Source organism: Nonomuraea sp. NPDC050227, assembly GCF_044459705.1.
Taxonomy (GTDB): domain Bacteria; phylum Actinomycetota; class Actinomycetes; order Streptosporangiales; family Streptosporangiaceae; genus Nonomuraea.
Genome location: NZ_JBITJF010000012.1, coordinates 258,863 through 277,162, shown reverse-complemented (window position 1 = coordinate 277,162; position 18,300 = coordinate 258,863). Strand labels below are relative to the sequence as shown.

Genomic DNA, 18,300 nt, shown 5'->3' with positions numbered 1-18,300 from the left:
GATCAGCCTTTCGCGAGGGCCTGGACGACGCGCGAGGGGCTGGGCCGGCCCAGCCGCTCGGCCAGCCAGGTGCTGGTGGACACGAGTTTGTCCAGGTCGAGCCCGGTCTCGATGCCGAGCCCCGACAACATCCACACGAGGTCTTCGGTGGCCAGGTTGCCGGTGGCGGACTCGGCGTACGGGCAGCCGCCGATGCCGCCGGTGGAGGCGTCGACGGTGGTCACGCCCGCCTGCAGGGCGGCGAGCGTGTTGCCGAGCGCCTGCCCGTAGGTGTCGTGGAAGTGCACGGCCAGCCGCTCGGGGCCGCCGAACGCGCCGATCAGCTCGGTGACGTGGCCAGGCGTGCCGACGCCGATCGTGTCGCCGAGCGACAGCTCGTAGCAGCCGAGCCCGAGCAGCCGCTCGCCGACCGCGACGACCTGCCCGACCGGCGTGGGCCCCTCCCAGGGGTCGCCGAAGCACATCGACACGTACGCGCGCACCCGCAGCCCGTGCTCCAGCGCCCTGGCCACGACCGGCTCGAACATGTCGAACTGGCTCTCCAGCGTGCGGTTGAGGTTCCTGGCGGCGAAGGTCTCGGTGGCGCTGGCGAAGATCGCGATCTCGGTGACGCCCAGCTCCAGCGCGCGGTCGAGCCCGCGCTCGTTGGGCACCAGCACCGGGTAGCGCACGCCGGGCCTGCGGTCGAGGCGGCCGAGCAGCTCACCGGCGTCGGCCAGCTGCGGCACCCACTTGGGATGCACGAAGCTGGTCGTCTCGATCACCTGGTGGCCGGCGTCGGCCAGCCGGTCGACGAACTCGGCCTTCACCTCGACCGGCACGATCGCCGACTCGTTCTGCAGGCCGTCGCGCGGGCCCACCTCGTAGACCGTGACCCGCTCGGGAAGCCCTCGCATGCGGTACGGCATCACGCCTCCTCACCGGTGACCACGGCCAGCACGGCGTCCATGTCGACCGGCTTGCCCGGCTGGACGGGCAGCTCGGCGACCACGCCGTCGCAGGGGGCGGTGACCGTGTGCTCCATTTTCATGGCCTCGACGACGACCAGCGGCTGCCCCTCGCTCACCCGGTCGCCGGGCTGCACCTTGACCAGCAGGACGGTGCCGGGCATGGGGCTGCGCACCACGCCGTCGGCCGCCCCCGCGGCGCCGGGCCGGTCGCCCGGGTCGCCGATGAGGTGGCGGGTGAACGCCCACGACTCGCCGTCCTTGCCGAGCCAGAGCGTGTCGCCGTGGCGGGCGGTCAGGTAGCGGGCGGTCCGGCCGCCGAGCGTGACGGCCGCCGCGCCGCCGCCGGTCGTGACCCGGGCGGGCACCGCCTCTCCGTCGAGCAGCACCTCGGCCGACCGGCCGGGCAGGCCGCGGACGGGCACCGCGTGCACGCCGTCGCGCGACTCCAGCCGCCAGGTCGTCCAGGCGGGCGCGCCGACCCGCCAGCCGTCGGTGACCTGCCAGGGGTCGGGGCCCTGCGGCAGCGTGTGGAAGATCAGCGCCGCCGCCGCGGCCACCTCGCGCGGCACGCCGGACTCCGGCAGCAGCCCGGGCAGCACCCGTTCGACCAGGCCGGTGTCGAGCTCGCCCGCCACGACCGCGGGGTGGCGGGCGAGCCCGCGCAGGAACGGCACGTTGGTGACCACGCCCAGCACCGCGGTGCGGGCCAGCGCCCGGTCGAGCGCTCTGAGCGCCGCCTCTCGGTCCGGCGCCCAGGCGATCACCTTGGACAGCATGGGGTCGTAGTCGCTGCCGACGACCCCGCCCTCGGCCAGGCCGGAGTCGACCCGCACCCGGCCGGGCCCGTCGTCGCCGGGCTCGCGCAGGGCCAGCACGCGCCCGCCGCTGGGCAGGAAGCCGCGCGCCGGGTCCTCGGCGTAGACGCGCGCCTCGATGGCGTGGCCGTCGAGCCGCACCTGCTCCTGGCCGAACGGCAGCGGCTCGCCGGCCGCGACGCGCAGTTGCAGCTCCACCAGGTCCAGGCCGGTGACCAGCTCGGTGACCGGGTGCTCGACCTGGAGCCGGGTGTTCATCTCCATGAAGTGGTAGGAGCCGGTGGTGCCGTCGACGATGAACTCGACCGTGCCCGCGCCGACGTACCCGACCGAGCGGGCGGCCTCGACGGCCGCGGCGCCCATGTCGGCGCGCATGCCGGGGGTCACGAAGGGCGACGGCGCCTCCTCGATGATCTTCTGGTGCCGGCGCTGCAGGCTGCACTCGCGCTCGCCCAGGTGCACGACGTTGCCGTGGGCGTCGGCCATGACCTGGATCTCGATGTGCCGGGGGTTCTCGACGTAGCGCTCGATGAGCAGGGTGCCGTCGCCGAACGCCGCCCGCGCCGTACGGCGGGCCGACTCCAGCGCGTCGGGCAGCTCGGCGGCCGAGCGCACCAGCACCATGCCCTTGCCGCCGCCGCCCGCGGACGGCTTGATCAGCGCCGGGAAATCGGCCCACTGCGCCAGGTCGTCGCCCGGCTCGGCCCCGCCGGGGACGACCGGCACCCCGGCCGCCGACACGGTGGCCTTGGCGCGGATCTTGTCGCCCATGGCGTCGATGGCCTCGGGGGACGGGCCGACGAAGACGAGCCCGGCCTCGGCGCAGCGCCGCGCGAACGCGGCGTTCTCGGCCAGGAAGCCGTAGCCGGGATGCACGGCCTGCGCGCCGGAGGCGAGCGCCGCCTCGACAATCGCCTCGATGTCCAGATATTTCGAGACTTCGAGGGCGATGTCTGCTTCGCGGGCGTGCCTGGCGCCCGCGTCCGGCGGCGTGAACACCGCCACCGACTCGATGCCGAGCGCGCGCAGCGTCCGGACGACCCGGACGGCGATCTCGCCCCGGTTGGCGATGAGAACACGGTCGAAGAACATGATCACATCCGGAAGACGCCGTAGCCGGCGGGTTCGAGCGGCGCGTTGGCCGCCGCGGACAGGGCCAGGCCGAGGACGGTGCGGGTGTCGAGCGGGTCGATCACGCCGTCGTCCCAGAGCCGGGCGGTGGAGTAGTAGGGGTTGCCCTGGTGCTCGTACTGGGCGCGGATGGCGTCGGGGTCGGCGTTGCCGACCGTGGTCAGCACGTTCGCCGCCTGCTCGCCGCCCATGACGGAGATGCGGGCGTTGGGCCACATCCACAGGAACCTGGGCGAGTACGCGCGTCCGGCCATGGCGTAGTTGCCCGCCCCGAACGAGCCGCCGATCACCACCGTGAACTTGGGCACCCGCGCGCACGACACGGCCGTGACCATCTTGGCGCCGTGCTTGGCGATGCCGCCCGCCTCGTACGCCTTGCCGACCATGAACCCGCTGATGTTCTGCAGGAACACCAGGGGGATGCGGCGCTGGTCGCACAGCTCGATGAAGTGCGCGCCCTTCATCGCCGACTCGCTGAACAGGATGCCGTTGTTGGCCACGATGCCCACCGGGTGACCGTGCAGGTGGGCGAAGCCGGTGACGAGGGTGGAGCCGTACTCGGCCTTGAACTCCAGGAAGCGCGAGCCGTCCACCAGCCGGGCGATGACCTCGCGCACGTCGTAGGGCTGGCGGGTGTCGGCCGGGACGAGGCCGTAGAGGTCGCGCGGGTCGTGCCGCGGCTCCTCGGGCGCGACCGTGTCCCAGGGACGGGGGGCCCGGGGGGCCAGCGTCGAGACGATGTCGCGGACGATGGCCAGGGCGTGGGCGTCGTCCTCGGCCAGGTGGTCGGTGACGCCGCTGACCCGGGAGTGCAGGTCGCCGCCGCCCAGCTCCTCGGCCGTGACCTCCTCGCCGGTGGCCGCCTTCACCAGGGGCGGACCGCCCAGAAAGATCGTGCCCTGGCCGCGGACGATGACCGCCTCGTCGCTCATGGCCGGCACGTACGCGCCGCCGGCGGTGCACGAGCCGAGCACGGCGGCGATCTGCGGGATGCCGCGGGCCGACATGGTCGCCTGGTTGTAGAAGATGCGCCCGAAGTGCTCCCGGTCGGGGAAGACCTCGTCCTGCCTGGGCAGGAACGCGCCGCCGGAGTCGACCAGGTAGACGCAGGGCAGGTGGTTGTGCAGGGCCACCTCCTGCGCGCGCAGGTGCTTCTTGACGGTCATCGGGTAGTACGTGCCGCCCTTGACGGTCGCGTCGTTGGCCACGACCACGCACTCGCGCCCGGCCACCCTGCCGACGCCGGTGATGATCCCGGCGGCGGGCGCCTGGTCGTCGTAGAGGCCGCCGGCCGCCAGCGGCGACAGCTCCAGGAAGCGGGAACCCGGGTCGAGCAGCCCGTCGACGCGGTCGCGCGGCAGCAGCTTGCCCCGCTCGACGTGGCGCTGCCGCGACCGCTCGGGACCGCCGAGCGCCGCCGCGGCCAGCCGTTCGAGCAGCTCGGCGGCCAGCCGCTCGTTGAGCTCGGCGTTGCGTTTGTACGCCTCGCTCCCGGGCTCCACGGCCGACTTCAGCACCGGCCAGTCGCTCATGAGTCCCCTCTCGTCATGGCCGAGATGTTAGTCATCATTAACGTAATCGTCTAGCATGTGAGACGTGACCACTGCCTCCCCACCTACCCGCGAGCGCGGCAGAAGGCGCATGGAGATCCTCGCCGCGGCCGCCCGGCTGTTCGCCGCCCGCGGTTTCCACGGGGTCTCCATCGAGGACATCGGGGGCGCGGTCGGCGTCTCGGGTCCCGCGCTCTACCGGCACTTCAGCGGCAAGGAGGCGCTGCTCGCCGAGATGCTGCTCGACGTCAGCTCGCGGCTGCGGGAGTCGGCGGTGGCGGTGGCGACCTCCTCGGACGGCCCGGCCGAGACGCTCGACGCGCTGCTCAACGTGCAGATCACGTTCGCGCTCGACCAGCCGGCGCTGATCACCGTGCACGACCGCGAGCTGGGCAACGTGCCCGAGCCGGAGCGGCGCAGGATCAGGCGGCTGCAGCGCCTCTACGTCGAGGAGTGGGTGACCGTGCTGGCCGAGCTGCACCCGGCGTGCCCGCCGGCCCGGCTGCGCGCGGCCACGCACGCGGTCTTCGGCCTGCTCAACTCGACGCCCCACAGCGCGGGCGAGCTGCCCCCGCACGACATGCGCCCCCTGCTGCACACGATGGCCCGCGCCGCGATCGAGGCCAGCGTTAACAATCACTAACTGACCGACGGCGATTCACGCGGTGCGAAAACCCCCGAAATGCCGTAGATATCTGCAAACGGTCCTGGATCAGGGTTAAACGGACCGGACCACAATCTGTCATGCACTCCGGCAGACGGCGGCGGCGATGACGGACATAATCAGGGTGTGGCGCGCGACACTGTTGAGACACATTTCATCCAATCCGTTGAGGCGCTGAAGTCAGGCCCCGCCCGAGATCCCGGCGGCCCGGTGCGCGAGGGCACGTCGCTCACCGGCGACCGGTGCCGGACCCTGTTCCAGCGCCAGCTCGACAGCCGCCTGCTCGACATCGCCGCCCGCTGGCTCCGCGAGCAGAACGAGGGCTTCTACACGATCGGGTCGGCCGGCCACGAAGGCAACGCGGCGGTCGCCGCCGCGGCCAGGGCGAGCGACCCGGCGCTGCTCCACTACCGGTCCGGCGCCTTCTACCTGACCAGGTCCGAGCAGGCCGGCCGGCTGCCCGAGCAGGGCCTTCGCGACGTGCTGATGGGCCTCACCGCGGCGGCCGACGAGCCGATCGCGGGCGGCCGGCACAAGGTCTTCGGCCACCCCCACCTGGCCGTCATCCCGCAGACCTCGACGATCGCCAGCCATCTGCCGCGCGCCGTGGGCGTGGCCTTCGCCATCGAACGGGCCGCCGCGCTCGGCGACCGGTCGGCCTGGCCGCCCGACGCCATCGCCGTGTGCAGCTTCGGCGACGCCTCGATCAACCACGCCAGCGCCCTGACCGGGCTCAACACCGCCTCCTACGCCACCTTCCAGGGGCAGCCGCTGCCCATCCTGTTCGTGTGCGAGGACAACGGCATCGGCATCAGCGTCCGCACCCCCAAGGGCTGGGTGGAGGCGGCGGCGCGACGGCCGGGCATCGCCTACTTCGCCGCCGACGGCTGCGACCTGGCCGACGCCTACGACGCCGCCACGCTCGCCGTCCAGCACGTCCGCGCCAACCGCTCGCCCGCGTTCCTGCACCTGTCCACCGTGCGGCTGATGGGGCACGCCGGGTCCGACGTCGAGTCGGCCTACCGCACCCAGCGGGAGCTGCGGGCCGACATGGAGCGCGACCCGCTCGTCCGCACCGCGCGGCTGCTGGTGGAGGCCGGCCTGGAGACGCCGGAGGACCTGCTCAAGACGTACGAGTCGGCGCGCGAGCACATCCTGCGCATCGCCCTGGAGACCACCCGCGCCCCGCGGCTCGGCTCGGCCGCGGAGGTCATGGAGCCGATCGCGCCGCGCCGTCCCGACCTGATCGCCAACATCAGCCCGACCGCGGCCGAGGGCCCGGTCAGGGAGAAGGCGTTCGCCGGCACGCTGCCCGAGACGGAGAAGCCGCTGACCTTGTCGCAGACCATCAACCGCACGCTCGCCGACGCGCTGGTGGTCTACCCCGAGATGACGGTCTTCGGCGAGGACGTCGCCAGGAAGGGCGGCGTCTACGGCGTCACCCGGGGGCTGCAGAAGCGGTTCGGCGGCTCGCGGGTGTTCGACACGCTCCTCGACGAGCAGGCCATCCTCGGCCTCGCGCTCGGCTCGGCGGTGTCCAACCAGCTCCCGGTGCCGGAGATCCAATACCTGGCCTACCTGCACAACGCGCTCGACCAGATCCGCGGCGAGGGCGCCACCCTGTCGTTCTTCTCGCGCGGCGCCTACACCAACGGCATGGTCGTCCGCGTCGCGGGCTACGCCTACCAGAAGGGCTTCGGCGGCCACTTCCACAACGACAACGCGGTGGCCGCGCTGCGCGACATCCCGGGTCTGGTCCTCGCCTCGCCCGCGCGTCCCGACGACGCCGCCGCCATGTTGCGCACCTGCCTGGCCGCCGCCCGTACGGCCGGGTCGGTCTGCGTGTTCCTGGAGCCGATCGCGCTCTACCACACGCGTGACCTGTTCGAGGAGGGCGACGGCGGCTGGCTGGCGCCGTACACGCCGCCGGGGCGCTGGCGCGAGACGCACGTGCCCGTCGGCCGGGCCCGCTCGTACGGCGAGGGCCGTGACCTGACGATCGTGACGTTCGGCAACGGGCTGCGGATGAGCCTGCGCGCCGCGGTCCGGCTCACCCAGGAGGGCTACGGCTGCCGCGTCCTCGACCTGCGCTGGCTGGCCCCCCTGCCGGTGGACGACCTGCTGCGGGCGGCCGAGCTGACCGGCAAGGTGCTGATCGCCGACGAGACCCGCCACTCCGGGGGCGTGTCCGAGGGCGTGACGGCCGAGCTGATCGACGCCGGGTTCACGGGGCAGGTGGCCCGGGTGACCTCGGCCGACAGCTTCATCCCGCTGGGCGACGCGGCCGACCACGTCCTGCTGTCGGAGGAGGAGATCGAGCAGGCGGCGCGCAAGCTACTCGGCTGAGCGCGCCCCTCTGACGCAGGCCGGCTTCGACCAGGCGACCGTGGTGGCCGCCGAGATGCGCAGCGGCACCCCCACCAGGAAGCAGTAGCCGGTGTCCGGGTCGAGCCCGGCGACGCGGCCGCTGGTGGCGCCCGTGCCGAGGGCGACGACGGTCACCTCGCCCCCGCCCGCCCGCGAGCGTTGCAGGACGACCGGGTAGCGGCGGGCGTCGGCCGGCAGCGCCCAGCTCAGCTCCACCAGGGCGCCGCGGTCGGCGGTGACCTTGAGCCTGCGGGGGGCGAGCGCGGCGACGTCCCGCTTGCTGATCGGCGGCGGGGTGGTGGCGGTCGCCGCGGGCGTCGCGGCCTCGGGGCGGCGCTCGGTGGGGCCCGGACCGGCGGGCGGGCGCAGCGACAGGTAGACGGCCAGGCCGGTGCCGCCGATCGCGACGGCCGCGACCGAGCCCCCGATCAGCAGACGCCTCCCGAGGCTTCCGGCCCTGGCGGGCGGCGTCGTGACGGCCTCCCGCCGAGCCCCGCCCATGTCCCCCGCCGTGGGGGCGACCCGTCTCGCCACGCCCGCGTTACCCGCCAGTCCCGGCTGATGCGGGGCGGGGGCTTGGGGGTGGGGGTGGGGGAGCCGGCTGCCGGTGGCGGGGAGGGAGGAGTCGCCGGGGTGCGGCGGAGGCTGCGGGCCGCCGCGCGGGCGGCGCGGGACGGTGGACGTCGCCGGCCCCGGCCCCGGATCCTGGCCCACCAGGTCGGTCACCGACAACCCCAGCTCGGCCTGCACCTCCTGCAACCGCCGCGCCAGCTCCCTGGCCGAGCCGGGCCGCAGCTCGGGCTGCTTGGACATCGCGTGCAGGATCGTCCCGAACACCGCCGGCGGCACGTCCGGCCGGTTGATCGGCGGCGGGTCGAGGCTCAGCACCCGGTACATCAGCGGCGCGATCGACGGGTCGGCCGGGTTGTGGAAGGCGGGCTGCCCGGCCAGCAGGTGGTAGAGCGTCGAGCCCAGGGAGTAGATGTCACCGGAGACCGAGTGCGGCTGCCCGGTGAGCACCTCCGGGGCGGCGTGCAGCGGGGTGAACGCCTGGGAGGTGGCCGAGATCTCCGCGTTGTCCACCACCCTGGCCACGCCGAAGTCGGCGATGGCGGGCTCGCCGTAACGGGAGATGAGGACGTTCTGCGGCTTGATGTCGCCGTGCAGCACCCCGGCCTCGTGCACGGCGGCCAGCGCGCCGGCCAGTTTGACGCCCGCGCGCAGCACGTCGGGCACCGCGAGCGGCCCCTCCTTGCGGACCTTGTCGCGCAGCGAGCCGTTCTCGAAGAAGTCCATCGCGATGTACGGCTTGCCCGAGCGGGTCACGCCGGTGTCGAAGACGGTCACGACGTTGGGATGGCCGGTCAGGCGGCCGGTGAGCCGGAGCTCGCGCTGGAAGTGGCGCATGGTGCGCTGGTCGACCCGGTCGACCGACAGGACCTTCAGCGCCACGATCCGGTCGAGGCGCTCCTGATAGGCACGGTAGACGACGGCGAAACCGCCCTGGCCCGCCTGATCGAGCACCCGGTAGCCGGGCGCGTCCTCGGCTGGCAACACGGCACTCCCCCCTGTTGCCGGTGAGTTTAATGTGAAATTTCGGCTTTCAGGGGGTCAACGGGTTCATCAGGTACGCGCCGAACACCACCGACACGGCGGCCACGACCAGGAAGAAGAAGACGTAGAAGCCGCCGGGCAGGAACGTCAGCCGGGCGAGCTGGTCGGCGTCGGAGTCTCTGGCCTGCCGCCTGCGCCGCTTGCGCTGCAGCTCGACGATCGGCCGGACGCCGCCGAACAGCAGGAACCACGTCGCGACCATGGCCACGATCTGCTGGACCTGGGCGGGGGCGTACATGGACAGGGCGAACACCGCGCCGCCGGTGACCAGCAGGATCAGCGCGCCGTAGAGGTTGCGGATCAGCAGCAGCATGCACACCAGGAAGAGCAGCACGCTCCAGATCAGCAGCGTGATGCGGCCCTGCTCGGTGAGCCAGGCGGCGGCCAGCCCCAGCAGCGAGGGGGCCAGGTAGCCGGCGAGCGCGGTCAGCACCATGCCGGGGCCGTTGGGGCGGCCCCTGGTCAGCGTGACGCCGGAGGTGTCGGAGTGGAGCCGGATGCCTTCCAGCTTGCGCCGGGTGAGCAGCGCCATGACCGCGTGGCCGCCCTCGTGGGCGATCGTGATCAGGCCCCTGGACACCTGCCAGGGGGTGCGGAACGCGACGACCGCGAGCGCGGCCAGAGCCGAGACCAGCACGACCCAGGGGTCGGGGTCAGGCTGAACCTTGATCAGGTGGGCCCAGAGCATGTCCATCGAGGAGAAACACTAGCCGGGTAAAGTCCCGGCTGTGGCCGCAGAACTACATTCTGACGCGGACGTTCCGGCGTGGTGGCGCGACCTCGGGCTGCCGGGCCTGATCGACCTGCATGTGCATTTCCTGCCCGAACGAATGGAACGCCGGGTCTGGCATCACTTCAACCACGGCGGCCCCTTGATGGGCGCCGGCTGGAAGATCGAGTACGAACGCCCGGTCGAGGAGCGGCTGACGAGGCTGCGTGAGATGGGCGTACGGCGCTTCCCCGCCCTGGCGTACGCGCACCGGCCGGACATGGCGCGCGACCTCAACGCCTGGACGCTCGACTTCGCCCGCCGCAACCCCGACTGCCTGCCGTCGGCGACGTTCTACCCCGAGCCCGGCGTCGCGGACTACGTGCGCGCGGCGCTGGCGGACGGCGTCCAGATCTTCAAGGTGCACCTCCAGGTCGGCGGCTTCGACCCGGCCGCGCCCGAGCTGGACGAGGTCTGGGGGCTGCTGGCGGAGTCGGGCGTGCCCGTGGTCGTGCACGCCAGCTCGGTGCCCGTGCCCGGCGGCCACGTGGGGCCGGGGCCGATCGGCGCGGTGCTGGCCGCCCATCCGCGGCTGCGGGCGGTGATCGCGCATCTGGGCATGCCCGAGTACGAGCCGTTCTTCGAGCTGGCCGTCCGCCATGAGCGGGTCGCCCTGGACACCACCATGGCCTTCACCGACTTCTCCGAGCGCGGCATGCCGTTTCCCAGCCGATTGCGCCCGGTTCTGCGTGATCTCGGGCTTTCGGGGAAGGTGGTGCTCGGCAGCGATTTCCCGACGATCCCGTACCCCTACGCGCACCAGCTCGACGCACTCGCCCGCCTGGACCTCGGCGAGCAGTGGCTGCGGGCGGTGTGCTGGGACAATGGTGCGGCCATGATTCGATAGCAAGGTGAACGATCGGCACGTGGCGCTCATCAGCGCCTTCTACGACGCTCTGGGCCGCGCGGACTTCGCGGCCATGGAGCGCTGCTACCACCCCGAGATCAGTTTCGGCGACCCCATCTTCCAGGAGGTCGAGGGCCGCGACCGGGTGATGGCGATGTGGCGGTTGCAGCTCGGCGTGCGCGACGGACTGAGATCCGGCTACCGCGACGTCCAGGCCGACGAGTTCAGCGGCTCCGCCCACTGGACGGCCAGCTACACCTTCTCCTCCACCGGCCGCACGGTCGTCAACGAGATCGACGCGCTGTTCAGGTTCGAGGACGACCTCATCGTCCGCCACCACGACGAGTTCGACTTCAGGCGCTGGTCCAGAATGGCTCTCGGCAGGCCGCAGGGGCTGCTGTTCGGCTGGACGCCGATGTGGCGCAAGACCATCAGGGACCGGGCGACCCAGGAGCTCGACAGCCTGGTGTCCTCGCAGTAGTCAGCACGGCAACGGATCGGAGGGTGCATGGCCAGGGTGAAGGGGTTCAGGCGCAGCGGTGACCACCGCGAGGAGGCGCCGGAGCACTCGATGGACCCGCGCGCCACCGAGGAGCACCCCTACCGGCCCACCGTGATCGACAACGCCGTCTACCAGAACGGCGAGCGGGTCGACAACCCCGGCTCGCTCGCCGACGCCTTCGAACGCCTCAAGCAGATGCCGGACAGCATGGCCTGGATCGGCCTCTACCGTCCGAAGGAGTGGGAGCTGGTCAAGCTCGCCGAGGAGTTCGAGCTGCACGAGCTGGCGCTGGAGGACGCGATCGTCGGCTCCCAGCGGGCCAAGGCCGACCGCTACGGCGACACGCTGTTCGTGGTGCTGCGCGCCGCCCGCTACCTCGACGAGGTGGAGGAGGTGGCCTTCGGCGAGCTGCACGTCTTCGTCGGCCCCAACTTCGTGATCACCGTGCGCCACGCCGAGGCCCCCGACCTGCAGGGGGTGCGCAAGCGCATGGAGTCCGACCCCGACCTGCTGCGCCAGGGCCCGCAGGCCGTCCTGTACGCGATCCTCGACGCCGTGGTCGACGGCTACGCGCCGGTGGTGGCCGGGCTGCAGAAGGACATCGAGGAGATCGAGGTCGAGGTCTTCAGCGGCGACCCCTCGGTGTCGCGGCGCGTCTACGAGCTGTCCGGCGAGGTGATCGAGTTCCAGCGGGCCACCGCGCCGCTGGTGGGCATGATCCACGGCTTCATCGCCGGCGCCGCCAAGTACGGCGTCAACGAGGAGCTGCAGAGCTACCTGCGCGACGTCGCCGACCACGCGATCACGGTGACCGAGCGCATCTCGGCCTTCCGCCAGATGTTGCAGAACATCCTGGTGGTCAACTCGACGCTGGTGACCCAGGCCCAGAACGCGGAGATGGCCCGCATGACCGAGGCCAGCATCCAGCAGGGCGAGGAGGTCAAGAAGATCTCGGCGTGGGCGGCCATCCTGTTCGCCCCGACGCTGGTCGGCACCATCTACGGGATGAACTTCGACTTCATGCCCGAGACCCACTGGGTGTTCGGCTACCCGTTCGCGATCCTGCTGATGGCGGCGGTGTGCATGGTGCTCTACATGGTCTTCAAGCGCCGCGACTGGCTCTAGGGTCCACTGCGTCCGCCGCGGGCGTGGGCCGCGAAACTAACCACGTGGTAGATTCTTGGTCGAGCCGGTGGACGGCCGATCTCGCCGTACCCCGGCACGTTTGCGCAGCCCGCGTGCCCCCAGACCGCCAGAAAGGGCCGGCCGGTGACCGAACCGACGCCACGCCGAGGGCTCAAGGGCGAGCGCACGCGCGCCCGCATCCTCGACTCCGCCACAGAGCTGTTCTCGCGCTCGGGCTTCCACGCGGTGTCGCTGCGCGACATCGCCGCGCACGCGGGCATGACCCACGCGGGGCTGCTGCACCACTTCCCCGGCAAGGAGAGCCTGCTCATCCAGGTGCTCAGCCGCCGCGACGAGGTGGACGGCGAGCTGATGGGCGGCCCCGACGACGGGCTCTCGCCGCAGGAGCTGCTCGACCGCGCGGTCGCGCAGGTCGCCAGGAACATGGGCACGCCCGGCCTGGTCGGGCTGTACGTGAAGATCTCCGGCGAGGCCGCCGATCCCGGCCATCCCGCCCACGACTACTTCGTCCAGCGCTACCGCAGGCTGCGCCGGCAGGCCGCGTGGCTGCTCGGCGCCCTGTTCGAACGCGCCACGCCGCCGCTCGACCACGATCCCGACGCCGTCGCCCAGCAGCTCATCGCGCTCGTCGACGGCCTGCAGACGCAATGGCTGCTCGACCCGGACCAGGTGGACATGCGGGCCGCCGTCATCACCTTCCTCAAGCAACTAGGACTGCAGCCCAGATAACGAGGTGTCCCATGGCTCTTCCCCCCGACCTCACCACGGCAGAGAAGGCGTCGCTCACGTCCGGGAGCGACACTTGGCACACCACGGCCGTCCGCGACGCGGTGCCCGCGATCACGCTGTCCGACGGGCCGCACGGCATTCGCCGCCAGCGCGCGGACGCCGGAGACGCGCTCGGGCTGACCCGCAGCGAGCCCGCCACGTGCTTCCCGCCCGCCGTGGCCCTCGGCTCCTCGTGGGACCCGGCGCTGGCCCGCCGGGTGGGCGCTGCGCTGGCCAAGGAGGCCGCCGCGCTGGGGGTGGACGTGGTGCTGGGCCCTGGGGTGAACATCAAGCGGTCGCCGCTGTGCGGGCGCAACTTCGAGTACTTCTCCGAGGATCCGTACCTGACCGGGGTGATGGGGGCGGCGCTGGTCACGGGCGTCCAGTCGCGCGGCGTCGGGGCCTGCGTCAAGCACTTCGCGGTCAACAACCAGGAGACCGACCGCATGCGGATCAGCGCGGACGTCGACGAGCGCACGCTGCGCGAGATCTACCTGCCCGCCTTCGAGCACATCGTCCGCGAGGCCCGCCCGTACGCGATCATGTGCTCCTACAACCGCGTCAACGGCGTGTACGCCTCCCAGCACCGCTGGCTGCTGACCACCCTGCTGCGCGACGAATGGGGCTTCGACGGCCTGGTGATGTCGGACTGGGGCGCGGTCAACGACCGGGTGGCGGCCCTCGAAGCGGGCCTGGACCTGGAGATGCCGCCCACCGGCACCGACGGCCTGATCGAGGACGCGGTGCGCTCGGGCCGCCTGACCGAGTCCGTGCTCGACCTGGCGGCGGGCCGCGTCGCCGGGCTCGCCGAACGCGTCGCCGGCCGCGAGCGGCACGACGGCTGGGACGTCGACGAGCACCACGAGCTGGCCCGCGAGGCCGCCCGCGCCTCCGCCGTACTGCTGAAGAACGACGGCGTGCTGCCGCTGGCCCCCGGCCTGCGCGTGGCCGTGCTGGGCGAGCTCGCCCGCACCCCGCGCTACCAGGGGCACGGCAGCTCGCACGTGGTGCCCACCCGCCTGGACACCGCGCTCGACGCGCTCGGCCGGGCCGTCGAGGGGCTGACGTTCGCCCCCGGCTACCGGCTCGACGGCGAGGCCGACGCCGATCTGGCGCGGGAGGCGGTGGAGTGCGCGGCGGCGGCCGAGGTGGCGGTGGTGTTCCTCGGCCTGCCCGAGGCCGCCGAGTCCGAGGGCTTCGACCGCACCTCGATCGACCTGCCCGGCGTCCAGGTCGAGCTGCTGCGGCGGGTGGCCGAGGTGTGCCCGCGGGTGGTCGTCGTGCTGTCCAACGGCGGGGTCGTGTCGGTGGCCGGGTGGCGGCACCTCGCCTCGGCCGTCCTGGAGGGCTGGCTGCTCGGCCAGGCGGGCGGCGCGGCGCTGGCCGACCTGCTGCTCGGCACGCACAGCCCGTCCGGACGGCTCACCGAGACGATCCCGCTGCGCCTCGCCGACGTACCGTCCCATTTGCACTTCCCCGGCTCCGATGGCCACGTCGTGTACGGCGAGGGCCGCTACGTCGGCTACCGGCACCACGACACGCTGGGCACCGAGGTCGCCTACCCCTTCGGCCACGGGCTGACCTACACCCGATTCGAGTACTCCGACCTGGACGTGCGCGAGACCGGCCCCCACACCTGGGATGTCGCCTTCACCGTCGCCAACACCGGCGACCGCCACGGCCAGGAGGTGGCCCAGCTCTACGTCGCCTTCGAGGCCGAACACCCCTCGCGGCCGCGGCACGGGCTGCGCGCCTTCGCCAAGGTCGGCCTGGCCCCCGGGGCGAGCGAACGCGTACGGCTCGCCCTCGGGCCGCGCGACCTGGCGCGCTGGTCGGTGACGCGCGGCGGCTGGCGGATCGACCCCGGACCGTTCACCGTCGAGGTGGGCGCGTCGTCACGGGACATCCGGCTGCGCGCGGAGCTGAGCACGCCCGGCGACGGATATGTGGGCGAGCTGAGCGAGATGTCCACGCTGGGCGAGTGGCTGGCGCACCCGGTGGGCGGCCGGGTGCTGAGGGAACGGCTCCGGCAGGCCCCGGGGCTGCCCGACCTCGACCGGACAGATTCGCCTCTGGTGGGGCTGGCGCTCGGCATCCCGTTGATCAAGTTCCGGACGTTCGGGATCGGGCTGACGGCCGACGTCGTCGCCGACCTCGTCGCCGCCGCTCGGAGCGCGCTTCCGGGAGATGATCGCTAGGTCGTCCCGTCCTGGCGGACCCCATGTGCGTCCGTTCTCCTGAAGGACCCGCCTCCCCGGCACCCCCATCTCCCCAGCCCCACCAGCAGCACCGGGCACCGCCTGGCGACTGAACGAGCGGCGCCCCCCTCCTCCCCGAAGAACCCCCTTCACCCCCCACCCGCCACCCACCCCGGCGCTTTGGCCACCCACCCGAGCCCTTTGGCCACTCACCCGCCACCCCGCCCAGCGCTCTGGCCACCCACCCCAGCCTTTTGGCCCCTTACCCACCACCCCGCCCAGCCCGTACCTCACCCGACCCCCAGCCCGCAGCACCCTCCACCGACACTCAGCTCAGCCCAGTCTTTTGCCCCTCAGCCAACACCCAGCTCAGTCCGTAGGACCCTTAGCCGACACCCCCACCCGCCGCCACCTCCAGCCACCCTCACCCCCGCCCCCAGCGCTCATCTCCCCTCACCTGACACCACCCCAAGGCTTCCCCCTCCCTGCCATTCACCAAATACAACCGAATAACGCATTTAGCCTCTTTATCATCACAAACCTTCACCCAATTCATCAGCCCAGAGCCGAATCACGCGAGGACTCCTTTTTCATTTCACCGGCGCCGACGCGGCGGGCTAATATTCCATCGACCACCCCTCCCCCGCCCCCAAAGCGCAACGAAATCGGGTGATGATGGCGACGCAGCACGAAATAACCGCCGCCCGGCGTCACATCGAACGACTGCGCGACGAACACGCCAACGACCTGACCGCTCTGATCCGCCTGGTGGACGGCGGCGCGCTCAAAGGCCCCGCCGGCGACAGGCTCGCCACCGACCTGCGCACCTGGGACCACGGCTTCAAGGACCTGTTCACCCGGGCCCTGAGGCTGCTCGACACGCTGCACCCGTCCGAGCCCGCCTCATGACCCCTCCCGTGGGCATCGACCCCGCCCTGATGACCCAGCTCATCAACGGCATGAAGCGAGCAAGCAGCACACTCCCCGACATCGGCCTCCAAGTCGAACGAGCCCTCACCGCCCTCGGCGTAGCCCTGTGGGGGCCGGCCCAGCTGTCGACCATCGGCCGCCGGCTGCACGACCAGATCCCCACACTCCAGGGCCGCCTCGACCTCATCCTCGCCACCCCAGACCGGCGCCCCGGCGAAGACGGCGTCCTCTGGGCCGACGAATCCCCATGGCTGTCGAAGTCCCCCTCCGAAGGCGCGGCCGCGGCCACCGCACTGGCCGCCCGTCTCCGTACGCAAATCGCATCCCATTCACTCGACGCAGAATCCGTAGCCGAACTCGAACGTCACAAGAACGACCCGTTCTTCGCCGTGGCCTTTCTCACCCTGATGCCGCCGCGTGAACTCAAATCGCTCATCGCCCGCGCGTACTCCTACGACCTCCCGCCCGGCGACCGCCCCCTCCTCTACGACACGGCCACCCAGGACCGGTTCCTCACCATGCTCAGCACCCTGCTCGGCACCGCCTCCCACGGCGTCGGCCGGACGCGCCTGGCCGCCGACTACGCCGACCGCCTGATCGAGGACATCGACCATCCCCAGGACGCGTTCGCCGTCAAGAGACTCCTCCAGGACGGCGACTTCGACCACACCTTCCTGCTCACCCTGGTCCGCAAACTGCACGACCTGGACCTCGCCCATCCCCCCGACCCGTCCCTCCCCCGAGACCCCTGGACGCTCCCCGGCCCCAGAGACATCTCCCCCGGCGACCTCAGCCCCATGGGCGCCGCCCTGATCGCCCTGGCCCACCACCCCGCCGTGGCCCAGGACTTCTTCACCGACCCCGCCCGCAAACCCCTCGCCTACCTGATGCGCACCCACCCCTGGCTGGGCGACGCCGACGCCGACCTCGGCTGGGCCATCCAGGCCGCCACCACAGAATTCCGCGACCACGACCTGCCACCGGGCGGGTCACGCGGCTACAAGTCCGCCCTGATCGCCTCCTGGGCGGTCCGCTTCTGGAGCGACCCCAAGGTCCAGACCAACCTCCCCTCCACCCGCCCCCACCTCGGCACCATCCTCAGCCAGTACATCGGCGACGTACACCGCTCCGCGCAAATCTTCAGCAAGGAGGTGCCGGGTGTCGTAAGCGGTCTTGATCCGGCCAAGGAACTGCACGGTTGGAAACCCTATGGTTCGAGGTTCGACGCGGATGAGATCCATAAGGCCATGACATGGGCCTTCGAGGACGAAGAAACATTCCGGGCCGTCGCCGCTGCGCATGGCCTGTACGCCGCCAGGATGCTGGACGAACTCGCGGCCAAGGTCGCCACAGAGGTGGAACGCGACTTCATTACATGGCAAGAGGCACACCCGGAGGCAACACAGCAGCAGCGAGACAACATGCGCCAGGACATCCTGGAGGAGCGCATGGCGCGTAGCGGAGGGGCGGAGTTCACCGCAGCGGTGGGGAGTCTCGGCATGACGACCTGGTTGATCATCAATGCCGCCAACATTTCCTCGATCGCAAAGGCGAAAGCGGTCGACGTCCGCTTGAACTCTTTCAAGAGGTTGACCGAACAGGTGGTCGGGCTGATCCCGATGCCATCGGGGAAGTTCGTCGGACTCATGGCCGACACAGCCAAGGGGTTGATGTTCGACAAGGTTTCACCGAGTTATGAGGAGCAGGCTCGCCAGGACGCCGACACCGCGCTGGGCGCGGCCAAGCACATGTTCACCGATCTGACGGCTTCTGTAATGATGCGCCACGGCCTCTTCGGAAAGGCTTCCGCCCAGACTCACCCGTACTACTACGAGGATTTCTCGCCTGGCACGCCAGGGCATTTCATTACGAACAGGTCCATTAAACCGTGGGCCGAGATGAACGCCGAACAACGTTCCGCCTACGATGAGTGGCTGTCACTGCCCGTGACTGCCCGCGTCTTTGGCCAGCCCGATGTCGCCATCGCACTCAGTTTCAAGGCAGCGGAAAAGCACTATGGCGGGCATGGCTCATGAGAAGGAAACTGTG

14 protein-coding genes are annotated in these 18,300 nt (G+C 71.5%); 9 read left to right on the top strand and 5 right to left on the bottom strand.

Annotated features, from left to right (window positions below):
* Positions 1-2 precede the first annotated feature (2 nt).
* Genes ACIBK9_RS39055 through ACIBK9_RS39045 form a run of 3 tightly spaced genes read right to left on the bottom strand, consistent with a single transcriptional unit; the run spans position 3 to position 4,428 of the window.
* On the bottom strand, positions 3-908 hold the full coding sequence (locus tag ACIBK9_RS39055; protein ID WP_397163823.1) for a hydroxymethylglutaryl-CoA lyase: 906 nt from the start codon (positions 906-908) through the stop codon (positions 3-5).
* Entirely contained in the window at positions 908-2,857 is a 1,950-nt protein-coding gene (locus ACIBK9_RS39050) for an acetyl/propionyl/methylcrotonyl-CoA carboxylase subunit alpha (protein WP_397163822.1), read from the bottom strand. The genes ACIBK9_RS39055 and ACIBK9_RS39050 overlap by 1 nt, the downstream gene beginning before the upstream one ends.
* A 2-nt stretch (positions 2,858-2,859) precedes the next feature.
* Positions 2,860-4,428, bottom strand: coding sequence for a carboxyl transferase domain-containing protein (locus ACIBK9_RS39045; RefSeq protein ID WP_387664371.1), 1,569 nt, complete (start codon positions 4,426-4,428; stop codon positions 2,860-2,862).
* Positions 4,429-4,537: 109 nt separating this feature from the next.
* Here ACIBK9_RS39045 and ACIBK9_RS39040 point away from each other — a divergent pair, with 109 nt between their 5' ends.
* Entirely contained in the window at positions 4,538-5,089 is a 552-nt protein-coding gene (locus tag ACIBK9_RS39040; protein WP_358285980.1) for a TetR/AcrR family transcriptional regulator, read from the top strand.
* 231 nt (positions 5,090-5,320) lie between these two features.
* Positions 5,321-7,456 (top strand): thiamine pyrophosphate-dependent enzyme, encoded by a 2,136-nt coding sequence (locus ACIBK9_RS39035; RefSeq protein ID WP_397163820.1) that lies wholly within the window; start codon positions 5,321-5,323, stop codon positions 7,454-7,456.
* Here the strand turns inward: ACIBK9_RS39035 and ACIBK9_RS39030 are convergent.
* Together ACIBK9_RS39030 and ACIBK9_RS39025 are read right to left on the bottom strand one after the other, a co-directional pair.
* Positions 7,445-9,034, bottom strand: a complete 1,590-nt coding sequence (locus ACIBK9_RS39030) for a protein kinase (protein ID WP_397163818.1) — start codon at positions 9,032-9,034, stop codon at positions 7,445-7,447. The genes ACIBK9_RS39035 and ACIBK9_RS39030 overlap by 12 nt on opposite strands.
* A gap of 46 nt (positions 9,035-9,080) precedes the next feature.
* Entirely contained in the window at positions 9,081-9,785 is a 705-nt protein-coding gene (locus ACIBK9_RS39025; RefSeq protein ID WP_358285179.1) for a M50 family metallopeptidase, read from the bottom strand.
* 34 nt (positions 9,786-9,819) lie between these two features.
* Here ACIBK9_RS39025 and ACIBK9_RS39020 point away from each other — a divergent pair, with 34 nt between their 5' ends.
* From ACIBK9_RS39020 to ACIBK9_RS38990, 7 genes are all read left to right on the top strand, one after another.
* On the top strand, positions 9,820-10,707 hold the full coding sequence (locus ACIBK9_RS39020) for an amidohydrolase family protein (RefSeq protein WP_387664366.1): 888 nt from the start codon (positions 9,820-9,822) through the stop codon (positions 10,705-10,707).
* Between the two features lie 4 nt (positions 10,708-10,711).
* A complete protein-coding gene (locus ACIBK9_RS39015) occupies positions 10,712-11,188 on the top strand; it encodes a nuclear transport factor 2 family protein (RefSeq protein ID WP_352357058.1) in 477 nt (158 codons plus the stop codon).
* Between the two features lie 27 nt (positions 11,189-11,215).
* Positions 11,216-12,334 (top strand): magnesium and cobalt transport protein CorA, encoded by a 1,119-nt coding sequence (locus ACIBK9_RS39010; RefSeq protein WP_397163816.1) that lies wholly within the window; start codon positions 11,216-11,218, stop codon positions 12,332-12,334.
* A 144-nt stretch (positions 12,335-12,478) separates the two neighbouring features.
* Positions 12,479-13,084, top strand: a complete 606-nt coding sequence (locus ACIBK9_RS39005; protein ID WP_397163815.1) for a TetR/AcrR family transcriptional regulator — start codon at positions 12,479-12,481, stop codon at positions 13,082-13,084.
* A gap of 11 nt (positions 13,085-13,095) precedes the next feature.
* Entirely contained in the window at positions 13,096-15,321 is a 2,226-nt protein-coding gene (locus ACIBK9_RS39000; protein ID WP_397163813.1) for a glycoside hydrolase family 3 C-terminal domain-containing protein, read from the top strand.
* Positions 15,322-15,993: 672 nt separating this feature from the next.
* Positions 15,994-16,230 carry a hypothetical protein gene (locus ACIBK9_RS38995; protein WP_397163812.1) on the top strand — a complete coding sequence of 79 codons (237 nt, stop codon included), beginning with the start codon at positions 15,994-15,996 and terminating at the stop codon, positions 16,228-16,230.
* Positions 16,231-16,238: 8 nt separating this feature from the next.
* Positions 16,239-18,287: a hypothetical protein gene (locus tag ACIBK9_RS38990; RefSeq protein ID WP_397163811.1), complete on the top strand. Its 2,049-nt coding sequence runs from the start codon at positions 16,239-16,241 to the stop codon at positions 18,285-18,287.
* Positions 18,288-18,300 lie beyond the last annotated feature (13 nt).

Excerpts from the sequence above, each read along its gene's own strand:
- ACIBK9_RS39055 (WP_397163823.1), bottom strand. The coding sequence starts at position 908 with ATGCCGTACCGCATGCGAGGGCTTCCCGAGCGGGTCACGGTCTACGAG.
- ACIBK9_RS39050 (WP_397163822.1), bottom strand. The coding sequence starts at position 2,857 with ATGTTCTTCGACCGTGTTCTCATCGCCAACCGGGGCGAGATCGCCGTC.
- ACIBK9_RS39045 (WP_387664371.1), bottom strand. The coding sequence starts at position 4,428 with ATGAGCGACTGGCCGGTGCTGAAGTCGGCCGTGGAGCCCGGGAGCGAG.
- ACIBK9_RS39040 (WP_358285980.1), top strand. The coding sequence starts at position 4,538 with ATGGAGATCCTCGCCGCGGCCGCCCGGCTGTTCGCCGCCCGCGGTTTC.
- ACIBK9_RS39025 (WP_358285179.1), bottom strand. The coding sequence starts at position 9,785 with ATGGACATGCTCTGGGCCCACCTGATCAAGGTTCAGCCTGACCCCGAC.
- ACIBK9_RS39010 (WP_397163816.1), top strand. The coding sequence starts at position 11,216 with ATGGCCAGGGTGAAGGGGTTCAGGCGCAGCGGTGACCACCGCGAGGAG.
- ACIBK9_RS39000 (WP_397163813.1), top strand. The coding sequence starts at position 13,096 with ATGGCTCTTCCCCCCGACCTCACCACGGCAGAGAAGGCGTCGCTCACG.
- ACIBK9_RS38995 (WP_397163812.1), top strand. The coding sequence starts at position 15,994 with ATGATGGCGACGCAGCACGAAATAACCGCCGCCCGGCGTCACATCGAA.